Consider the following 19,022-nt stretch of genomic DNA (forward strand, 5'->3'; position numbering starts at 1 on the left):
CCTAAAATTGGATTGTGCGCTCGTGTTCATCAAACAAATCATCTAACGAGCTTAACGTCCCGTCTTCCTCGACTTGATGGGCGTGAATAATCCCTTTTGACACGGACAATTCAATAAAGCAGTCCCAACAATAGTATTGATTCACACCAATTTTCCCTAAATTTTTGCTTTTGCAATTCGGGCAAATGAGCACGAAACAGCCACTCTCCTTACATCGTTGTGTTTACAATAATCGCTTCTTCCCCCGCGGTGAAAGGGGCAGCAGCAATTCGCTTTTTTCCTTCCGTTAAATCGGCAAAAAAACCGTCTGTAATCTCATATCCTCCGATTATGCCCAATTGCCCGTGAAAATATACATCCTCTAATAATCCAAGTTTTTTTCCATCCGCCGTAATCACCGGTTTGCCGGCGATTCCGTGCTCACTGTAAAGAGAGTAGCCGGTTTGGAAAGAGGAAAATGGTTGTAAACAGGCAGCATCCTTTATGATAACCCCATCCGTTCCAACTGCTTGCACGGCCGAAAACGGGAGATAGCGATGGCGGGCAAACCACCCTTTGCTCTCTACTGCAAATCCTTGCACTTTTCCATGACTGGTAAAACAAATATCGCTGATTTTTCCAACGATCTTCCCTGTTTTTTGTTCATATACTGGAAGACCTTTCATATGAGAAAATGTTCGCAAAGATCTCCCCACCTTTCCAGCCATGCTTAGCTTGGCTAGCTGCTCATAAAATCATACGGTGAAACGTTTTCCATCCCTATGTTCGCATCTTCCATCGGCAGCTCTCCTTCGGTAAATGGCGCGAGAAACCGCTGCAATTTCTCCGCCAACGTCGTCTGCCGCGTCCCATCATCGCTGCGGGCGACTCCGAGCCGAAACGCCTCTTCCTCCCCGCATAAAATTAAAAACTGTTTGCTTCTTGTCACGGCGGTATATAGCAAATTCCGCTTCAGCATGCGGTAATAACTTTTGACAACCGGCAAAATAACAATTGGAAATTCGCTTCCTTGCGCTTTATGAATTGAACAGCAATAGGCATGGGTAATTTGCGACAAGTCTTGCCGCGAATACGTGACCTCGATGCCATCAAACGAAACAACGACCAAATCCTGCTTTTCCGTATTTTCTTTCGCGTAAAAAATGGCGACAATTTCACCAATATCTCCGTTAAACACGTTATCTTCCGGCTGATTGACAAGCTGCAGCACTTTGTCGCCGACCCTGTACACGACATCTCCGACAGAAAGCTCCCGCTTTTTTTCAGACTTTGGATTAAATAATTCTTGCAGCACTTGATTCATCCGGTCAATTCCGGCAGGTCCGCGGTACATTGGGGCGAGCACTTGAATATCTTTTACAGCAAAGCCTTTTTTGCGCGCATTATCGGCAATTTGCCGCACTACTTCGGCTACTTGTCCTGTCTGGCAACGGATAAAGGAGCGATCCGCTTTTTGGGCCGTTAAATCGGAAGGAACGAGGCCGTTTTTCATCTGGTGGGCCAATTCAATAATCGATGATCCTTCCGCCTGCCGGTACACTTCGGTCAGGCGAACGGTCGGCACCACTCCTGCCCTCAGCAAATCCTTTAACACTTGTCCCGGCCCAACTGATGGAAGCTGGTCTTCATCGCCAACAAGAATCACCTGCATGCCGTCAGGAATCGATTTAAACAGCTGATTCGCCAGCCACGTATCGACCATTGACATTTCATCAACAATTAAAAGCCTGCCGCTAATCGGTTCATCCTCGTCATGCGTAAAACCTTCCGCTCCGTTCCAGCCAAGCAGCCGGTGAATCGTTACAGCGGGAAGCCCGGTCGCCTCGCTCATTCGCTTTGCCGCTCTTCCCGTTGGTGCGGCAAGCAAAATCGGAAACGGACGGTCTTTCGTATAGTCTTTCGGATCAAGGGAAAGGCCATGCAAATCAGCAAATATTTCCACGATCCCTTTAATGACCGTCGTTTTCCCCGTCCCGGGCCCGCCGGTTAAAATAAAAAGCGAAGAGGAAAGCGCCTGGCGAATCGCTTCTTTTTGCAGCGGAGCGTATTGTACAGACAAACGCTCCTCCAATCTGCCGAGCGCCAGTAAAAATTCCGATTCTGGAAACGTCATGACCGCTTCCGTTTGCTGCAGCAAGCGTTTTACATTTGTCACAATTCCTTTTTCGGCAAAATAAAGTGACGGAATGTAAAACCTTTCCTCCTCCTCAATGAGTTTGCCTTCCTCGGCAAGCATGACCAACATTTGCTCAATCGTTTCGGCGCGGATTGTTTCACTGCGCTTTGCTTCTAAAAGCTGCTTCACATGTGCTGTCAGTTGGTCTTTCGTTATATATACATGTCCCTCTTGTAGGCAATCCTGTTCCAGCGCAAATAAACAGGCGGCGCGAATCCGCGCTGGGTGGCTTCCCGAAATGCCAAGCTGATATCCCAATTCATCAGCACGGCCAAATCCAATTCCTTCAACATCTTCAACAAGCTGGTATGGGTTTTGCTGAATAATGGAAAGCGTTTCTTCTTGATATGCTTGATAAATTTTCATCGCTAACTGCGGCCCAAACCCAAACTGTGAAAGGGCGATCATCGTTTGCTCTAATCCTTCGTGGGTGCGCAGCGTTTCATACAATTCTTTCGCCTTTTGCTTCGTTAATTTCGGAACGCCATCTAATACGCTTGGATCCTCTAAAATTTTAGAAATGGCATTTTCCCCGAGCGTTTCGACGATGGCCGTTGCCGTTTTTTTTCCGATTCCTTTAAATAAATCGCTCGCTAAATAATGAATGAGTCCCTCTTTCGTATTCGGGAACTGTTTGCGAAAATGTTCGACTACGTACTGCCGGCCAAATCTCGGATGGTTGTGAAATTTCCCATAAAAAATATACGTATCCTGTTCGTTCATTTTCGGAAAATATCCGGTCACTACTACTTCTTGTTCTTCACATGCTTCATTCGTTTCTTCCACACGGACGCGGATGACGGAATAAAAATTTTCCTCGTTATGGAAAATAGTAGCAACACATGTTCCTTTAATAAACGACGCTTCGTCTAATGCAAACGATTCCTGTTGGCGCAATGGGAATCCCCTGCCTTTTTATTGTTGTAGCTTCTTTTCCATCATCTTTTTTCCATATCCTGCTAATAGGTGATCCGGCTGAATTTCCAAAGCAGTAGAAAACATGTCATGGGCGGTTTTGATATCCTCTTTGTAGGCATAAATGACGCCTAAATTATAATAGGCATCCGCATGACGGGGATCTAGCTGAATCGTTTTCTGGAAATAGTCCATCGCTTCGTCTACCAATTCGAGATGGGCAAGGCATAATCCTAGTTGAAACACAGCCTCCACGTCGTTTTCCTTCAACTCCACCGCCCTTTGTAAATACGGAAGCGCCAGCCGCGGCATCTCCAGGTTGATTAGCGACATGCCGAGCATAAAAAAAGCATCCGCATCCTGTAATCCTTTTCGCATCGCTTGTTCAAACATGTTCTTTGCTTGCGTGAATTGCCCGCGTTTGTAATAGACGGAGCCTATTCCGTAATAAGCGGCAGCTGCATTATCATCAAGCTCGAGCGCTTTCTGGAAAAACTGCAGCGCCTTTTCCTCTTCTCCCGCCGCGGCTAACACCGTGCCAAAATTAATGTAGCCGACCGGATCTTTCGGATTTTCCTCAATCGCGTCGTGGAAGCATTGAATCGCCTCCTCATAATTTCCTTGCTGCATATAGGAAATTCCTTGTTGATTTTTATCTCCCATTGTTTTGTCACCCCTTACACCAATTGTAGCACATATGTTCGCAATTTTCTATCATTTACAAAAACACCTCAACCCAGGCAAGAGTTGAGGTGTTTCCTATCTGTCACCGCTTTTTTCGCTTTCCAAGGCCCAAGGCTATCATCCTTTAACCGACATACCAGAGCTTTTCACCATCGCGGAACACTTCATCAATGGTGCCGCCGCCGAGGCACTCCTCACCGTTGTAAAAGACAACCGCTTGCCCCGGCGTAACGGCACGAACTGGTTCATCAAACACCACTTCGACTCTTTCGTCATCAATCGGATGAACGGTAACGCCGGTATCCGGCTGACGATAGCGGAATTTTGCCGTGCAATGGAACGATTGCGTCGGTTGGCGATCCGACACCCAATTGACGTTTATGGCAATAAGGGAAGTGGAATATAAATATTTGTTGTTGAATCCTTGCGCTACGTACAAAATATTTTCTTTGACATTTTTTCCAACGACAAACCACGGCTCGCCGCTTCCGCCAATGCCAAGGCCGTGGCGCTGCCCGATCGTATAGTACATCACCCCGTCGTGTTTTCCTTTTACTTCACCATCCAGCGTTTTCATCACGCCTGGCTGCGCCGGCAAATAATTGCTTAAAAACTCTTTAAAATCGCGTTCCCCGATAAAACAAATTCCCGTGCTGTCTTTTTTTCCAGCGGTGGCAAGCCCCGCCTCCTTCGCAATTTGCCGCACTTGCGTTTTTTCGAGATGTCCGATCGGAAACATTACTTTGGACAGCTGCGCTTGTCCTAATTGGTTTAAAAAGTACGTTTGGTCTTTATTTTGATCAACGCCCCGCAGCATTTTATATTCGCCGTCGCGATACGCCACGCGCGCATAGTGCCCGGTCGCTACGTAGTCGGCTCCAATCGATAGCGCATGTTCTAAAAATGCTTTGAACTTAATTTCTTTGTTGCACATCACATCCGGGTTTGGAGTGCGTCCGGCTTTGTATTCATCCAAAAAATACGTAAACACTTTATCCCAATACTGTTTTTCAAAATTAACGGCGTAATACGGAATGCCGATCTGATTGCAGACGCGCACTACATCTTCGTAATCTTCCGTCGCCGTGCAGACGCCGTTTTCATCTGTATCATCCCAGTTTTTCATAAAAATCCCAATGACATCGTAGCCTTGCTGTTTTAAAAGCAGCGCTGCGACGGAAGAATCCACACCGCCAGACATGCCGACAACGACACGTGTATCTTTTGGTGCTTTATTCACCTGTTTCACCCCCCGCTTATTTGTTTGTTAATCTTTTCACAATTTTTACCGTTTCCGTTGCTGCCCGCTCAATTTGTTCTTTTGTATTTCCAAGTCCAAAACTAAAGCGAATCGACGAGCGAATTCGTTCTGATTCTTTTCCGAACATGGCGACGAGCACATGGGACGGATCAATCGATCCAGCGGTGCACGCCGAACCGCTGGAAGCAGCGATTCCCGCCAAATCGAGATTGACCAGCATCGACTCGACGTTTGTGCCTGGAAACGCCACATTGACGATATGCGGCAATCCGTCTTCACTTCCGTTTACTGCAAAATCGATGCCTGATTCGGCAAAAATAGATAACATGGTTTCCCGGAGCAAGCGATACTCTTCCTGCTTTTGCTTCATCGTTTCTTGGGCAATTTCCACCGCTTTCGCGAGCCCGGCAATGCCGGCGACATTTTCCGTTCCGGCGCGGCGTTTCCGCTCTTGCTCCCCGCCGTAAAAAAGCGGAGACAGCTTGACCGTTTCCCGGGCATATAAAGCGCCAATCCCTTTTGGGCCGTTTATTTTATGGCCTGAAACAGACAGCAAATCAATATGGTGCTCATTGACGTCCATCGGTACAAGTCCATAAGCCTGCACCGCATCCGTATGAAAATAAGCCTGGTGCTCTTTTAGCAATTCCCCGATTTCGCGAATCGGTTGCAGCACGCCTACTTCGTTATTCGCAAACATAATCGAAACCAGAATAGTGTCGTCGCGAAGCGCCGCTTTGACATCGGCTGGAGAAACCTTTCCATGTTCATCTACTGGGAGATAGGTGACATCAAACCCTTGTTTTTCTAAATATTGGCATGCACGCAATACGGCGTGATGCTCAATCGCCGTCGTTATAATATGGCGCCCGCGATCACGGTTTGCCATCGCGGTGCCGATGAGCGCCATATTATCCGCTTCCGTCCCGCCGCTGGTGAAAATGACTTCCGTCTCTTTCGCGCCAATGCTTTTTGCCACCAAAGCTCTTGCTTCATCCACGGCATGACGGCTTTGTCTGCCAAAATAATGAATGCTTGACGGATTTCCAAACACTTCGGTCATAAACGGAATCATGCGCTCGACCACGTCCGGATGAACCGGTGACGTAGCGGCATGATCCAAATAAATCCGGTCCAATGATCATTCTCCTTTCCATCAAATATAAAACATATATGCCTCATTATCATCTTCGCTATACTTCGCCAAATCTTCCAGCGTCGTGCTGTCTAGCACTTCCTCGATCGCATCGCGAATGCGAATCCATAGCTCTCGCTTGGCCGGCTCTTCTTCCTCGAGTTCTTCGACAGGCGTGATCGGCCCTTCTAGCACGCGGATCACATCCCCAGCGGTAATTTTCGCCGGATGATCCGCTAGCACGTAGCCGCCGTATGCCCCGCGGATGCTTTTGACAAGCCCGGCATTCCTAAGCGGTGTGACAAGCTGCTCCAAATAATGTTCAGATAAATTATTTGCTTTGGCGATCGAGCGCAGCGAAATCGGGCGGTCGCCATACTTTTTTGCCAACTCAATCATAATCGTCAATCCATACCTACCCTTTGTCGAAATCTTCATATTACTCCTCCTAACGACTTAAACCTTGTGTTTCCATATGAATTGGTTCCATGATGCGCTCGGTGATTCTTCGGCATTGCGGAAGGGCAACGCCAGCCACCGATCCGATTGTCACGCAAAAAATGAGCGTCCCTATCGATACCGGCCCGCCTAGCAGCCAACCGATCAATAAAACAAAAGCTTCCATCGCAATACGAATATATTGCACTTTCCAGCCGGTTAAATCCATCAGGGCAAGCATCAAGCTATCGCGAGGACCAGCGCCAACATCGGCAGAAATATAAAGTCCCATTCCATAACCGGCAATAACAATGCCAATCAGCAGCATCGCAAATCTTCCAGCAATTGTAGCAGGAGTTTGCAAATACGGAATCATCATATACATATCGATAAATACGCCGACAAAAAGCATATTCAAAAAAGCGCCGAGTTTTGGCAGCCGTTTGACAAGCAGGGAAGATAACGCCAAAATCACAATGCCGACAATAATTGACCATGTCCCAATCGTCAGCCCGAATTTTCGGTACAATCCGATATGCAATACATCCCACGGCGCACAGCCAACATCGGCTTTAATTGTCAGTACAATCCCGAAAGACATTACCAATAAGCCAATAAAATAAACTGTCCAGCGGAACAAAGATGCATATTTATAGTGAGAATGGGACATAGGCTCCCTCCATTATTGAACAAAGTAAACAAATCGATTGTCATTATATCATAAAATTTTGCTTCCTTCATTTTTGAAATTTTGCTGTTTTAATTGTTCCAGCCGTTCATATACTTTCGCATAATATTTTTCTTCCCCGTGTTCTTTCGGCATATAATATTTTACACCTGCCAACTCCTTCGGCAAATATTGCTGTGCTACCCAGCCGTTTGGATAATCGTGGGGATACCGATATCCTTTTCCGTGTCCAAGCACGCTTGCCCCATGATAATGCGCATCTTTTAAATGATCGGGAATATCGCCGATCTTTCCGGCGCGCACATCGGCAATTGCCGCATCGAGCGCTTTATAGGCAGAGTTTGATTTCGCGCTTAAACATAGCTCAATCGTGACGACTGAAAGCGGAATTCTTGCCTCCGGGAGCCCTAACCGTTCTACCGCGTTGACCGCTGCTTGCACTTTCACTCCCATCATCGGATTGGCAAGCCCGATATCTTCATAGGCGATGACAAGCAATCTCCGGCAAACGGCTGCTAAATCCCCGCCCTCAAGCAAGCGTGCCAAATAATGAAGCGCCGCATCGACATCGCTGCCGCGCACGCTTTTTTGAAACGCCGATAGAAGCGAATAATGCACATCCCCGTTTTTATCATGGGTAAATCCCCGGTTTGCTGTACACTCTGCTATCGTCTCCTCTTTGACATAAATTTGCCCATTGACTTCCCGCGAAGCATAGACGACCGCTTCTAACAAATTTAACGCAACGCGCGCATCTCCTCCGGACGCTTCAGCAATACGAAACAGCAGTTCTTCTTCGATCACAATGCGAAAGTTTCCTAATCCTCTGTCCGGATCTTGCAGCGCACGCCGTAAGAGGGCAACGATATCATCAGGCAAAAGGCGCTTCAATTGTTGAATTTGTCCGCAGCGGCTGCGGATCGCCGGATTTACTTCGTGAAACGGGTTTTCCGTCGTAGCGCCGATCAGCGTAATCAGGCCATTTTCCACGTGGGGAAGCAAATAGTCTTGCTGCGCCTTATTAAAACGGTGGATTTCATCGATGAATAAAATGACGTTGCCGATAAGCTTCGCCGTCTCCACTACTTCTTCGATATCCTTTTTTCCCGACGTCGTCGCATTAATGGCAAAAAACTCGCGCCCAGCCGTCCCGGCAATCGCATAGGCAAGCGATGTTTTTCCCGTCCCCGGCTCTCCGTACAGCAATAACGAAGGCACATACCCTTTTTGAATCATTTTGTACAAAGCGGTATGCGGCCCAATAATATGTTTTTGCCCGACGATCTCGTCAATATTCCGCGGTCTCATGCGGACAGCAAGCGGTTCCGCCGTAAAAAGCATAAAACGATCCCTCCGCTTATGAAAAGTATCGTTGTTCTTTAGCCGGCAGAGAACTTCTGCCTATCGAAATAGCGCTCTATTGCCGCCTTTAATTCATTGTATAAAGGCAAATCCCATTTCTCTAAATAAAGCAGCAGCGCATCCACCATAAACGGCCGTGCTTCTTCTCCTTTTTTCATCTCCAGTTTTAATGTTTCTAACGAGTAGCGTACATCCTCTTCCATTTCTCCATTAATCGGCACAGCGGCGATCATATGGTCAAGATAGGCGAGAATTTGTTTCTGCCTCTCCTGTTGATCGGTTTGCTCCGCGGAAAGATAATCGTGCATCGTTTCTATCGTTAATAACGGTTCTTCTTGTCCGGTCATGCTAGCCACTAGCGCATCGAGCCGCCGAAGCAAAAACGGCGCCATCTTGGCTAAAGGCAGCTGTTTTCGGTCAATCGCCATATAAAACAAATATTCTTTGAGCATTCCGTTAAGCATCGTCGCACAATCCAGCGAAAAACGGCGCACTTTTTCTCCGTATATTTCTTCGATGGCCCGGCGATACCAGTTGAGCATTTTCGCACGAATGCGAAACACGAGCCGATGAACTTCATCATTGACTTTTACCGTTTGTTCGCCCATATGCATTTGGACTAGCTCTTTATGACGGTAAAATTCCTCGATTTGCACAGACAGCTGTTTTTCAAATTTTTCCCGTGCTGACAATGCGGCATCATCGGCAATATCTTTCATTTTGTGAAAGAGAACGTCATAGTAATAACGCAAAATCGACACCGCAATTTCTTCCTTCGATTTAAAGTAATTATAAATTGAACCTTTCGCTATCCCGCTCTGCTCGGCAATTTCTTGCATCGATGTAGCATAATAGCCTTTCTGCGCAAACAGCTTCATTGCCGCCTGAATAATTTCTTCTTTCCGGTTCAATGTTTTCTCCTTCCTTATTCTTGTTTATGATTATTATAATAGATTCTTTTTTGGGAAAAAACGAAACAAAAACGATGGATGGCCCGTTGCAACATGGGCCATCCTTCCATTTACTGTTTCATCCGTTCTGCCTTCGCTTGGCGAATAAAGAATAACTCATACATCACAGGAATGAGAATAAGCGTTAACAAAGTGGAAGAAGTAAGACCGCCGATCACGGTAATCGCCAATCCTTTGGAAATCAATGTTCCGGACTCGCTCGTCAGCGCCAATGGAATCAGCGCTGTCACCGTTGCAAATGCAGTCATTAAAATCGGCCGCAGCCGTGTTTTGCCTGCTTCCATAATCGCGGCGCGAATCGTCATTCCTTTTTGTTCACGATTTTGTCCAATGCGGTCGACAAGAACGATGGCGTTGGTCGTGACAATTCCAATTAGCATTAATAGCCCGATCATGACACTGATGGACAGCGGCTCTTTTGCGATATATAAGCCAAGAAGCGAGCCGATCGGCACGAAAATAAGCGAAGACAGAATGACAAACGGGATGCGCGCTTTTCCGAATGTGACAAGCATCGTAATATAGACAAGGCCAATGGCAATGAGCATCGCAATGCCAAGCTCCTGGAACGTTTGCATCGTCTCATCGCTGCCGCCCCCTCCCTCTAATGACACATCATCTGGAAGGTTCAGATCATTTTTCACATGGCGAATGACATCATTGGTGACTTTTTGGATGTTATCGCCAACGATTTGCGCGGATACACGGGCAAACACTTTTCCATTCAGTTTTTGAATTGATGTATACGTATCTACCTCGTTGACAGACGCCAGCTCAGAGACAGGAACAAGTCCTCTCTTTGTAAAAATCATCGTATTTTTCAGTTCATCTACCGATTGAAGATGTTGATTGTACGATAATTGAACGGTCCGCTCTTTTCCGTTTAGCGTTAATGCTCCGACCTCCACCGGCTTCGTGGCGTCGGCAATCGTTCCTAAAATTTGAAATCCAGAAACGCCATAAGCGGCCGCTTTTTCCGGGTCGATATCGACGACGATTTGTTTTTGCTTATCGGCGAAGTTGTTCGTTACATCTTTCAAATCATGGCGTTTATTTAAATAGGTTTCTACTTGTTTTGCTGCTTTTTGCAAGGAAGATAAATTGTTGGAATACAAATCAATATCGACATTGTTATTGGTCGGCGGACCGCCGCTCTCCATCTCGCGCACGCCGAACTTTGTCCCGGGTGCTTTTTCATTGACGATTTGTTCCATCTTTTTCTCTAGCTTTTTGATTAATGGCGCAACAGCAACATCTTCTTTTAAATTAATAAAATAGTTTGCCTGGTTTTGACGTTTTAGTCCGCTGCGATAATCACGGCTGCCAACGGCTGCGGTGACGTTTTTAATTTCTTTCTGCTTGACAAACATATTTTCTAATGCTAATGATACATCATTTGTTTTTTCCAGCGACGTTGAAGACGGGAGTTCAATGCTGGCGACCAACGTTTTTTGCTCTTCATTTGGCAAAAAAGTAAACCCTAGCGCCGGAGCGAGTGCAAATGAACCGACAAGCAATACCACCGATAGCAGCAAAACAAGCGCTTTATGGCGAAGCGCCCAGGCAATGACGCGTCCGTAAACACGCTGCAGCGCTCCTTCTTTTTCTTCCGGCGGAACTTTTTTAAAGGAGAATTTCGCCAAAATCGGCACAACCGTAACGGCAACAACCAAAGAAACCAACAGCGCGAACACAATGGTTAAAGCAAACGGCAGGAAAAATTCGCCGGTAATTCCGCCGACAAAGCCGAGCGGCAAAAAGACAACCACTGTCGTAATCGTCGAAGAGGTAATGGCTTTTAGTATCTCTCTCGTCGAATCTTGAATGAGTTCATCCGTTATTCCCGTTTTCGCCTTGCGCACACGGCGAAAAATATTTTCAATGACGACAATGCTGTCATCGACGACGCGCCCTACTGCTACGGCCATCCCTCCAAGCGTCATCACATTTAAAGAAATATCCATTCGATTGAGAAAAATGGAAGCGACCAATAGCGAAAGCGGAATGGACACGATCGCGATGACCGTCGCGCGCACATTGCGCAAAAAGAGAAGCACCGCAACCGAAGCGAACAGCGCCCCGAGCAATCCTTCCCGGACGAGCGATTCGACCGATTTTTTAATTCCTTCCGCCGAATCAAAACCGATGGTGTAATCGAATTTGTCCTTATACGAATCCAATACTTTGGTCACTTTGTCCGCCACTTCTACCGTGTTCGCGTCTTGCTTTTTCGTTACTGCCATCGATAGCGCTTCTTTCAAGTTATAGCGCGTAAACTCGGCCCGATCGGCAACCGTTTCGATGCTGGCGATGTCTTTTAACTTAATCGCTGGCTTTGCTTGCGCCGCAGCAGGCATGGATTGCAGCACCGGCGATGTCAGCGCCATATTTTCCAGCTCTTTCACCGTTTCTAGCTTTTCCTGCACACGAACCGGAATTTGCAGCGTATCGGTATGAACATTGCCGGCTGGGAAAGACATGTATTTTTCGTTGATTTGATCTTTAATCTGTGTCAGCGTCAATCCTGCCTGCAGCGCTTTTTGCTTATCGACAGTAATTTTTATAATTTCCTCCTTCTCCCCGCCGACAGAGATGGAGTTAATTCCATCAATTTTATTTAACTCAGGAATAACTTCTGTTTCTAATATGTTTTGCAAATCCACATCTTTCTTGGCAAATAAAGAAATATTAAAAATAGGAATCGTTCCAAATGAAAACCGGTTGACTTTCGTCTCCACATTTTCCGGAAGATCCGTGTCTTTTATTAATGTGTCAACTTGCCGTTCCACTTCCTCCATATCGGTATGAAACGGAAACTCGAGATTAATAACGGCCATGCTTTCATACGAAGAACTTTGCATGTTCTTTAGCCCTTCAAGCGATTTGAATTTTTCCTCCAGCTTCGCCGTTACTTGATCGTTTATATCTTGCGGCGACGCCCCCGGATAAACGATTTCAATCGATAATTGCGGAAACTCAATGTTTGGAAGCAAATCGACTTTCAGGGATGAAAACGAGTATGCTCCTAAAATAATCAGCAAAAAAGAAATAATGAATACGGCGACTGCATTTTTTAGGCTAAATCTTGTTAAAAAATTCATCCTTCCACCTCTTTCCCGTCGTCATTTCTAACCAATTGTTCATAGTTTTTTGCAACCGACTGGTCGTAATAAATATAGGCCCATTATAAAAGATTATTGGCAAACTTTCAATGAAATAAAAAATATAAAGTTTAAATTTGCCAACAAGAGGAAAAACTATCATCTATCTAAATTTATTTGCGGGGTGTGACAACATGAAAACAAGACAAGACGCCTGGTCTCACGAGGAAGATGTCGTGTTGGCGGAAACGGTGCTACGATATATTCGCGAGGGGGGAACGCAGCTTGCCGCATTTGAAGAAGTCGGCAACCGCTTGAACCGGACAGCGGCCGCATGCGGGTTCCGCTGGAACGCCGAAGTTCGGAAACGATATGTTGAAGCGATTGAACTGGCGAAAAAACAGCGCAAAGAGCGGAAGCGCGCGCTAGAAATGGCCAAAAAACTCCAAAAAGAAAACAACGCAGCAACGTTGCTTCCATCATCAGAAAACATTTCTTATCAAGGATCGTCGCCATTTCTCCCTGCTTCGACGCTCACCCTTGAGCAATGCATCGCTTTTTTGCAAACGTTAAAACACGACTACGAACAGGTCGAAGCAATGAAAAAAGAAAATGAACGATTAAAACAAGAACAGGTACAGCTGCAAAAACAGCGGGAAGAATTACAACAAAAATTGGAGCGCCTCGAAGCACAGCAATCCACTATTCAAGAAGATTATGAGGCATTAGTAAAAATTATGGAGCGTGCCCGTAAACTCGTGTTGGAAGAAGAGTACGGAGTGCCGCCAGCCCATATTTTCCGCATGGATAAAAACGGAAATTTGGAACATATTGCCCGTTCTTAAAAAAACGTCGCAGCCCATAGTCTGCGACGTTTTTCACATATTTACCGAGAAGTCTCCCACCTCTTAACAGAGTGTAGATGGGAGAGGTTCATTCTTCTCCAACCCGATAAATTTTGATGTCTTTTAAAAGTTCCCGCACGACGTATGACGCCATGATCAATCCGGCCACCGACGGCACAAACGCGTTGGAAGACGGCGGCATTTGCGCTTTGCGGATCGGCGACTGGTCATTGCCTACGACTTTGCGGACATCTTCGCGAATAATAATCGGCTTTTCATCAGAAAATACGACAGGAATCCCGCGACGAATGCCTTCTTTGCGCAATTTGGCACGGATGACTTTCGCGATCGGATCCGTGTGCGTTTTCGAGATATCGGCGATGCGGAAACGCGTCGGATCCATTTTGTTGGCGGCGCCCATGCTAGAAATAATCGGAATATTGCGCTTTAAACATTCCTTCATTAAATGCACTTTATAAATAATCGTATCAGAAGCGTCAATGACAAAATCAAGATCATAGCTGAAAAATTGCTCATATGTTTCTTCTGTATAAAACATTTGCAGCGCAATCACTTCGCATTCCGGATTAATATCGGCGATGCGTTCTTTCATCAATTCGACTTTCGGACGGCCGATCGTCGAAAGAAGCGCATGAATCTGCCGGTTGATATTCGTAATATCGACATTGTCCCGATCGACAAGAACGAGCCGTCCGATGCCGGAACGAGCCAGCGCTTCCACCGCAAAAGAGCCGACCCCACCGACGCCGAGAACAGCCACTGTTGCTTGTTTTAATTTTTCCAGCCCTTCTTTGCCGATTGCCAATTCGTTGCGTGAAAATTGATGTAGCATCAATATCCTCTCCGTTGCTTTATTGTAATTTCCATACCGTTTTTTATCCTACAATAATCGGCGCTTTATTTTCAATCACATTTTTATGCCAGCAAAAACAAAACCCTATGTAAAGGGCAGCCTTTACATAGGGAAGTAGCCTGGCATATGTAGCAAAATTTCAGCTGTCAGTCCCAATCGTGCCGTCGATGCCTTCGTTTTGAACCCGCTCCCAAGCAGGTGGGTGCCCTGTCCCAAGGTTTGCACTTCCTCGTACGGGGAGGCATGTACGCCGCTTGGAAACCCCGGGCTCCCGTATAACTTATTGTTCGGTCAAAACAATAGGTTATACGACGAACACATCAGGACTATTTCTATTTGCTTTTATTGTATCACAGATTTGGTCGCTTGTGAACCTCCCCGCCCACATACTTTTGGGGAATAAAGGACGATAGGAACCTGCTTACTCTTCTTTTTTCCATTGAACCGCTAAATGCAATTCTTCTAGCTGCTGCTTGCTGACTGGACTCGGTGCTTCGGTGAGCAGGCAGCTGGCGCTCGCCGTTTTTGGAAACGCGATCGTATCACGCAAGTTGGACCGTCCCGCAAGCAGCATGACAAGCCGGTCTAAGCCAAGCGCGATGCCGCCATGCGGCGGGGTGCCGTATTCAAACGCTTCCAGCAGGAAGCCAAACTGCGCGCGTGCTTCTTCTTCGGTAAATCCCAAGGCGCGGAACATCTTTTCTTGTACGTCGCGCTCAAAAATCCGCATCGATCCGCCGCCAAGCTCATAGCCGTTAAGAACAAGATCATATGCCTGTGCTCTTACCTTTTCTGGATTTGTTTCAAGCGCTGGCAAGTCTTCCCGTACCGGCATCGTAAATGGATGATGTGCCGCATAGTAACGCCCTTCTTCCTCGTCATACTCTAACAGCGGCCAGTCCGTAATCCAAAGGAAATGAAGCTTTGTGTCATCAATTAAATTTAAATCTTTGCCAAGCTTCAGCCGCAGGGCGCCAAGCGCATCGGCAACCACCGCTTTTTTATCGGCGACAAACAGCAATAAATCTCCTTCTTCCGCCTCGAGCGTTTGAACGAGTCCTGCTTGCTCTTCTTCGGTGAAAAATTTCGCAATCGGCCCTTTCAACCCGTCTGCTTCCACTTTCAGCCAAGCCAGCCCTTTTGCGCCGTAGCGGGCGACAAACTCGGCCAACGCATCAATATCCTTGCGGGAATACCGATCTGCCGCGCCTTTTGCATTGATCGCCTTTACTTGTCCGCCGTTGGCAACAGCGCCGGCAAATACTTTAAAGGAAGAGTTCTTCACTATTTCCGATACATCGACAAGCTCTAAACCGAAACGCGTATCCGGCTTGTCTGAACCGTAACGGCTCATCGCCTCGTCATACGACATGCGCGGAAACGGAAGGGAAACATCGATTCCTTTCGTTACTTTTACAACGTGGGCCATCATACGTTCCGTTAAGTCCATAATCTCTTCTTGGCTCATAAACGATGTTTCGATATCGATCTGCGTAAACTCCGGCTGCCGGTCAGCGCGCAAATCTTCATCGCGGAAGCAGCGGGCAATTTGATAATACCGTTCAAATCCCGCAACCATTAACAGCTGCTTAAATATTTGCGGCGACTGCGGCAGCGCATAAAATTCGCCTGGATGAACGCGGCTTGGCACTAAATAGTCCCTTGCCCCTTCCGGCGTGCTTTTCGTTAACATCGGCGTTTCCACTTCCAAAAAACCTTCGCCGTCTAAAAAGTCGCGAACCGCTTTCGTCACACGGTGGCGAAGCTGCAGCGTACGGAACATCACCGGGCGGCGCAAATCTAAATAGCGATACTTCAAACGCACTTCTTCAGCAACGTCTGTTTGGTCAGAAATAATAAACGGCGGTGTTTTCGCTTCATTAATGATGGTGATCTGTTCGGCTTGAACTTCAATTTTTCCTGTTGGAAGATTTGGATTGATCGTTCCTTCTTCCCGGGCCACAACAGTTCCCTCGACGCTTAACACATATTCATTCCGCACTTTTTCAGCAACATGCAGCGCTTCCTGCGACACCTCTGGGCTGAAGACGACTTGCACGATGCCTGTGCGGTCGCGAAGGTCAATGAAAATCAGTCCGCCAAGGTCGCGGCGTTTTTGCACCCAGCCTTTGAGCACGACTTTCTCGCCAATCGCTTTTTCCGTGATTTCCCCGCAATAATAGGTCCTGCCAAACATGCTGATGCCCCCCCTATGATAATCGTTCTTTTAAGAAATCGATCAATGACGGCAACGGTACTTCCGTTTGTTCGCCTGTACTCATTTCTTTTATATTGATGACATTTTTGGCAAGCTCGTCATCGCCAAGAATCGCCACCAATTTCGCGTTTAACCGGTCAGCTGCTTTCAGCTGTGCTTTTACTTTGCGGTCCTGGTAGTCTTTATCAGCAACTATCCCTGCTTTTCGCAGCTGATTTACCAGCAGCACGGATTCCTCTTTTGCTCTTTCGCCGACAGCAACGACATAACAATCAATGCCTTCACGAACCGGCAATGTAATACCTTCTGCCTCCAATGCGGCCAGAAGCCGCTCAATGCTAAGAGCAAAGCCAATGCCAGGCGTTTCTGGCCCGCCGATTTCCTGGACGAGCCCGTTGTAACGGCCTCCCCCGCATAATGTCGTGATTGCGCCGAACCCCTCGGCATCGCTCATAATTTCAAAAGTGGTATGGTTATAATAATCCAACCCGCGTACAAGACGCGCGTCCACTTCAAACGGAATGCCCAGCTTCGTCAAGTACGATTTTACTTTTTCAAAATACTGATGCGATTCCTCGTTCAAATAATCAAGGATGGACGGCGCTGTCGCCATTAACTCATGATCGCGGTCTTTTTTGCAGTCAAGGATGCGAAGCGGATTTTTTTCGAGACGCACTTGACAGTCTTCGCAAAGCTCATGAATCCGGCCCCGGAAATGGTCGATCAACGCTTGGCGGTGCGCTTTGCGGCTTTCCGCATCCCCCAGACTGTTAATCACTAATTTTAGTTGCTTTAATCCTAATGTTTGATATAGTTCCATCGCCAGCGCAATCACTTCCGCGTCCATCGCCGGATCGCTGCTGCCGAGCGCCTCGACGCCAAATTGCACAAACTGGCGGAATCTTCCAGCTTGCGGGCGTTCATAGCGGAACATCGGCCCTATGTAATACAGCTTCACCGGCTGATTCGGATTGCCGTACATTTTATGTTCCACAAACGAACGGACGACCGGTGCCGTGCCTTCCGGGCGAAGCGTCAAGCTTCTTCCGCCTTTATCTTCAAACGTGTACATTTCTTTTTGTACAATATCGGTCGTGTCGCCGACGCCGCGCAAAAACAGCTCCGTATGTTCAAAAATTGGCGTGCGAATTTCATGGTAATTGTAACGCTCGCAAATATCGCGGGCGATTTTTTCAATATACTGCCATTTTTCGGCTTCACCAGGCAAAATATCTTGCGTTCCTCTTGGAATTTGAAAAGCCATAACAAACCTCCTTTACCAAAATAAAAACGCCCTTGTTCCCTATAAATGATAGGGACGAGAGCGCTGTTCCCGTGGTGCCACCCTAATTGAAGCAAAAAAGCTTCCACTTGTTACCGATAACGCGAGACTCGCGTTCCCTTTTACTGGCGCCATGCACGTTCAAAGGGAAACCTACGGAGTGTCTTTCGTTAAGTCATCATGGAGAAATGCTTCCAGCCTCAGGCATTTCCTCTCTGGCCATGTGTATTCTTAACTACTTTTCTCCGTCATTGGTTGTTCATATGTACAATTTTTATAACTTATGTTACGAATGAAATCGAATTTTGTCAAGGAGAAAATCATTGTTTTTAGGAACGAAAAATTTGTTTTTTTAGCTTTTGTACGTCTCTTAGCGTCAAGCCAAACTCAGACGCTAATTCAAAGGCGGTATATTCCGCCTCTTTTCTCATAAATTCGTGAAAATCGACATGAAATAATTCGCTTTCCTTGCGATGGGCAAATTCTCCTTTCGCGCTATGCCGCATTTTTCTCATCCTTCCTCATGGAAATTCGTCGCATCCGTTTGTTTTATTCTTTCCTATTTCGGCAAAAAATAAAATAAAAAAAACGGGTGAACGTCATTCGTTCCCCGTTTTTTCCTTACTTTCAACAATGAGTGTCACTGGACCGTCATTAATGAGCTCCACTTCCATCATTGCACCAAATTTTCCAGTTTCCACGCGAATCCCTTTCTGCCGCAGCGCCTCGTTCAACGCTTCATACAGCGGCAGTGCATGATCCGGTTTTGCGGCTTCCATAAAATTCGGCCGCCGGCCTTTTCGGCAATCGCCGTATAACGTAAATTGCGAAACAGATAAAATATCGCCGCCAACATCCAGCACGGAAAGATTCATTTTTCCCGCTTCATCTTCAAAAATGCGCAAATGGGCGATTTTATCGGCGATAAAGGCGACATCCTCGAGCGTATCGCTATGGGTGACGCCGACAAGCAGGACAAGTCCGTGCCCAATCGCCCCGACCACTTCTCCATTCACCGTTACTTTTGCTTTTTTCGCTCGCTGTACGACTACTTTCATAAACCGTTTCCTTT

17 protein-coding genes, 1 other RNA gene and 1 other annotated feature are annotated in these 19,022 nt (G+C 46.7%); of the genes, 1 reads left to right on the top strand and 17 read right to left on the bottom strand.

The window, feature by feature from the left end:
- Nucleotide 1 precedes the first annotated feature (1 nt).
- From GCA01S_RS00575 to GCA01S_RS00625, 11 genes are all read right to left on the bottom strand, one after another.
- Nucleotides 2-193 carry a hypothetical protein gene (locus tag GCA01S_RS00575; protein WP_015864601.1) on the bottom strand — a complete coding sequence of 64 codons (192 nt, stop codon included), beginning with the start codon at nt 191-193 and terminating at the stop codon, nt 2-4.
- Nucleotides 194-209: 16 nt separating this feature from the next.
- On the bottom strand, nt 210-683 hold the full coding sequence (locus GCA01S_RS00580; protein WP_042406361.1) for a PRC-barrel domain-containing protein: 474 nt from the start codon (nt 681-683) through the stop codon (nt 210-212).
- Nucleotides 684-718: 35 nt separating this feature from the next.
- Nucleotides 719-3,073: an SF1B family DNA helicase RecD2 gene (recD2, locus tag GCA01S_RS00585; RefSeq protein ID WP_017435571.1), complete on the bottom strand. Its 2,355-nt coding sequence runs from the start codon at nt 3,071-3,073 to the stop codon at nt 719-721.
- Nucleotides 3,074-3,091: 18 nt separating this feature from the next.
- Nucleotides 3,092-3,754: a tetratricopeptide repeat protein gene (locus tag GCA01S_RS00590; protein ID WP_017435570.1), complete on the bottom strand. Its 663-nt coding sequence runs from the start codon at nt 3,752-3,754 to the stop codon at nt 3,092-3,094.
- Between the two features lie 145 nt (nt 3,755-3,899).
- A complete protein-coding gene (gene mnmA / locus GCA01S_RS00595) occupies nt 3,900-5,015 on the bottom strand; it encodes a tRNA 2-thiouridine(34) synthase MnmA (RefSeq protein WP_042406364.1) in 1,116 nt (371 codons plus the stop codon).
- A 16-nt stretch (nt 5,016-5,031) separates the two neighbouring features.
- Nucleotides 5,032-6,174, bottom strand: coding sequence for a cysteine desulfurase family protein (locus GCA01S_RS00600; protein ID WP_017435568.1), 1,143 nt, complete (start codon nt 6,172-6,174; stop codon nt 5,032-5,034).
- 18 nt (nt 6,175-6,192) lie between these two features.
- Nucleotides 6,193-6,609: a cysteine metabolism transcriptional regulator CymR gene (cymR, locus tag GCA01S_RS00605; protein ID WP_042406365.1), complete on the bottom strand. Its 417-nt coding sequence runs from the start codon at nt 6,607-6,609 to the stop codon at nt 6,193-6,195.
- A 10-nt stretch (nt 6,610-6,619) separates the two neighbouring features.
- Nucleotides 6,620-7,279: a YczE/YyaS/YitT family protein gene (locus GCA01S_RS00610; protein WP_017435566.1), complete on the bottom strand. Its 660-nt coding sequence runs from the start codon at nt 7,277-7,279 to the stop codon at nt 6,620-6,622.
- Nucleotides 7,280-7,327: 48 nt separating this feature from the next.
- Nucleotides 7,328-8,638: a replication-associated recombination protein A gene (locus tag GCA01S_RS00615; RefSeq protein WP_017435565.1), complete on the bottom strand. Its 1,311-nt coding sequence runs from the start codon at nt 8,636-8,638 to the stop codon at nt 7,328-7,330.
- A 38-nt stretch (nt 8,639-8,676) separates the two neighbouring features.
- Nucleotides 8,677-9,570 carry a TetR/AcrR family transcriptional regulator gene (locus GCA01S_RS00620; RefSeq protein ID WP_042406367.1) on the bottom strand — a complete coding sequence of 298 codons (894 nt, stop codon included), beginning with the start codon at nt 9,568-9,570 and terminating at the stop codon, nt 8,677-8,679.
- A gap of 110 nt (nt 9,571-9,680) precedes the next feature.
- Entirely contained in the window at nt 9,681-12,731 is a 3,051-nt protein-coding gene (locus GCA01S_RS00625; RefSeq protein WP_042406369.1) for an efflux RND transporter permease subunit, read from the bottom strand.
- Between the two features lie 194 nt (nt 12,732-12,925).
- Between GCA01S_RS00625 and GCA01S_RS00630 the strand changes: the two genes are divergently transcribed.
- Nucleotides 12,926-13,576, top strand: coding sequence for an RsfA family transcriptional regulator (locus GCA01S_RS00630; RefSeq protein ID WP_017435562.1), 651 nt, complete (start codon nt 12,926-12,928; stop codon nt 13,574-13,576).
- Between the two features lie 88 nt (nt 13,577-13,664).
- On the opposite strand, the gene GCA01S_RS00635 is transcribed toward GCA01S_RS00630, so the two are convergent.
- The 6 genes from GCA01S_RS00635 to dtd form a co-directional block, all read right to left on the bottom strand.
- Nucleotides 13,665-14,429 (bottom strand): tRNA threonylcarbamoyladenosine dehydratase, encoded by a 765-nt coding sequence (locus GCA01S_RS00635; protein WP_017435561.1) that lies wholly within the window; start codon nt 14,427-14,429, stop codon nt 13,665-13,667.
- A 166-nt stretch (nt 14,430-14,595) separates the two neighbouring features.
- A non-coding RNA gene (ssrS, locus tag GCA01S_RS19120) (6S RNA) lies at nt 14,596-14,780 on the bottom strand.
- Nucleotides 14,781-14,871: 91 nt separating this feature from the next.
- Nucleotides 14,872-16,647: an aspartate--tRNA ligase gene (gene aspS / locus GCA01S_RS00640; RefSeq protein ID WP_017435560.1), complete on the bottom strand. Its 1,776-nt coding sequence runs from the start codon at nt 16,645-16,647 to the stop codon at nt 14,872-14,874.
- 13 nt (nt 16,648-16,660) lie between these two features.
- A complete protein-coding gene (hisS, locus tag GCA01S_RS00645; RefSeq protein ID WP_017435559.1) occupies nt 16,661-17,932 on the bottom strand; it encodes a histidine--tRNA ligase in 1,272 nt (423 codons plus the stop codon).
- A gap of 47 nt (nt 17,933-17,979) precedes the next feature.
- Nucleotides 17,980-18,211, bottom strand: a binding site (T-box leader).
- Nucleotides 18,212-18,279: 68 nt separating this feature from the next.
- Nucleotides 18,280-18,465: a hypothetical protein gene (locus GCA01S_RS19995; RefSeq protein WP_153018018.1), complete on the bottom strand. Its 186-nt coding sequence runs from the start codon at nt 18,463-18,465 to the stop codon at nt 18,280-18,282.
- 84 nt (nt 18,466-18,549) lie between these two features.
- Nucleotides 18,550-19,008, bottom strand: a complete 459-nt coding sequence (gene dtd, locus GCA01S_RS00655; protein ID WP_042406375.1) for a D-aminoacyl-tRNA deacylase — start codon at nt 19,006-19,008, stop codon at nt 18,550-18,552.
- Nucleotides 19,009-19,022: the final 14 nt, after the last annotated feature.

The sequence above is a fragment of the Parageobacillus caldoxylosilyticus NBRC 107762 genome (assembly GCF_000632715.1).
Lineage (GTDB): Bacteria > Bacillota > Bacilli > Bacillales > Anoxybacillaceae > Saccharococcus > Saccharococcus caldoxylosilyticus.

What these genes read in the sequence shown, in the direction of transcription:
- GCA01S_RS00590 (WP_017435570.1), bottom strand. Translation starts at nt 3,754, where the DNA reads ATGGGAGATAAAAATCAACAAGGAATTTCCTATATGCAGCAAGGAAAT.
- cymR (WP_042406365.1), bottom strand. Translation starts at nt 6,609, where the DNA reads ATGAAGATTTCGACAAAGGGTAGGTATGGATTGACGATTATGATTGAG.
- GCA01S_RS00610 (WP_017435566.1), bottom strand. Translation starts at nt 7,279, where the DNA reads ATGTCCCATTCTCACTATAAATATGCATCTTTGTTCCGCTGGACAGTT.
- GCA01S_RS00615 (WP_017435565.1), bottom strand. Translation starts at nt 8,638, where the DNA reads ATGCTTTTTACGGCGGAACCGCTTGCTGTCCGCATGAGACCGCGGAAT.
- GCA01S_RS00625 (WP_042406369.1), bottom strand. Translation starts at nt 12,731, where the DNA reads ATGAATTTTTTAACAAGATTTAGCCTAAAAAATGCAGTCGCCGTATTC.
- GCA01S_RS00630 (WP_017435562.1), top strand. Translation starts at nt 12,926, where the DNA reads ATGAAAACAAGACAAGACGCCTGGTCTCACGAGGAAGATGTCGTGTTG.
- GCA01S_RS00635 (WP_017435561.1), bottom strand. Translation starts at nt 14,429, where the DNA reads ATGCTACATCAATTTTCACGCAACGAATTGGCAATCGGCAAAGAAGGG.
- aspS (WP_017435560.1), bottom strand. Translation starts at nt 16,647, where the DNA reads ATGTTTGGCAGGACCTATTATTGCGGGGAAATCACGGAAAAAGCGATT.
- hisS (WP_017435559.1), bottom strand. Translation starts at nt 17,932, where the DNA reads ATGGCTTTTCAAATTCCAAGAGGAACGCAAGATATTTTGCCTGGTGAA.
- GCA01S_RS19995 (WP_153018018.1), bottom strand. Translation starts at nt 18,465, where the DNA reads ATGAGAAAAATGCGGCATAGCGCGAAAGGAGAATTTGCCCATCGCAAG.
- dtd (WP_042406375.1), bottom strand. Translation starts at nt 19,008, where the DNA reads ATGAAAGTAGTCGTACAGCGAGCGAAAAAAGCAAAAGTAACGGTGAAT.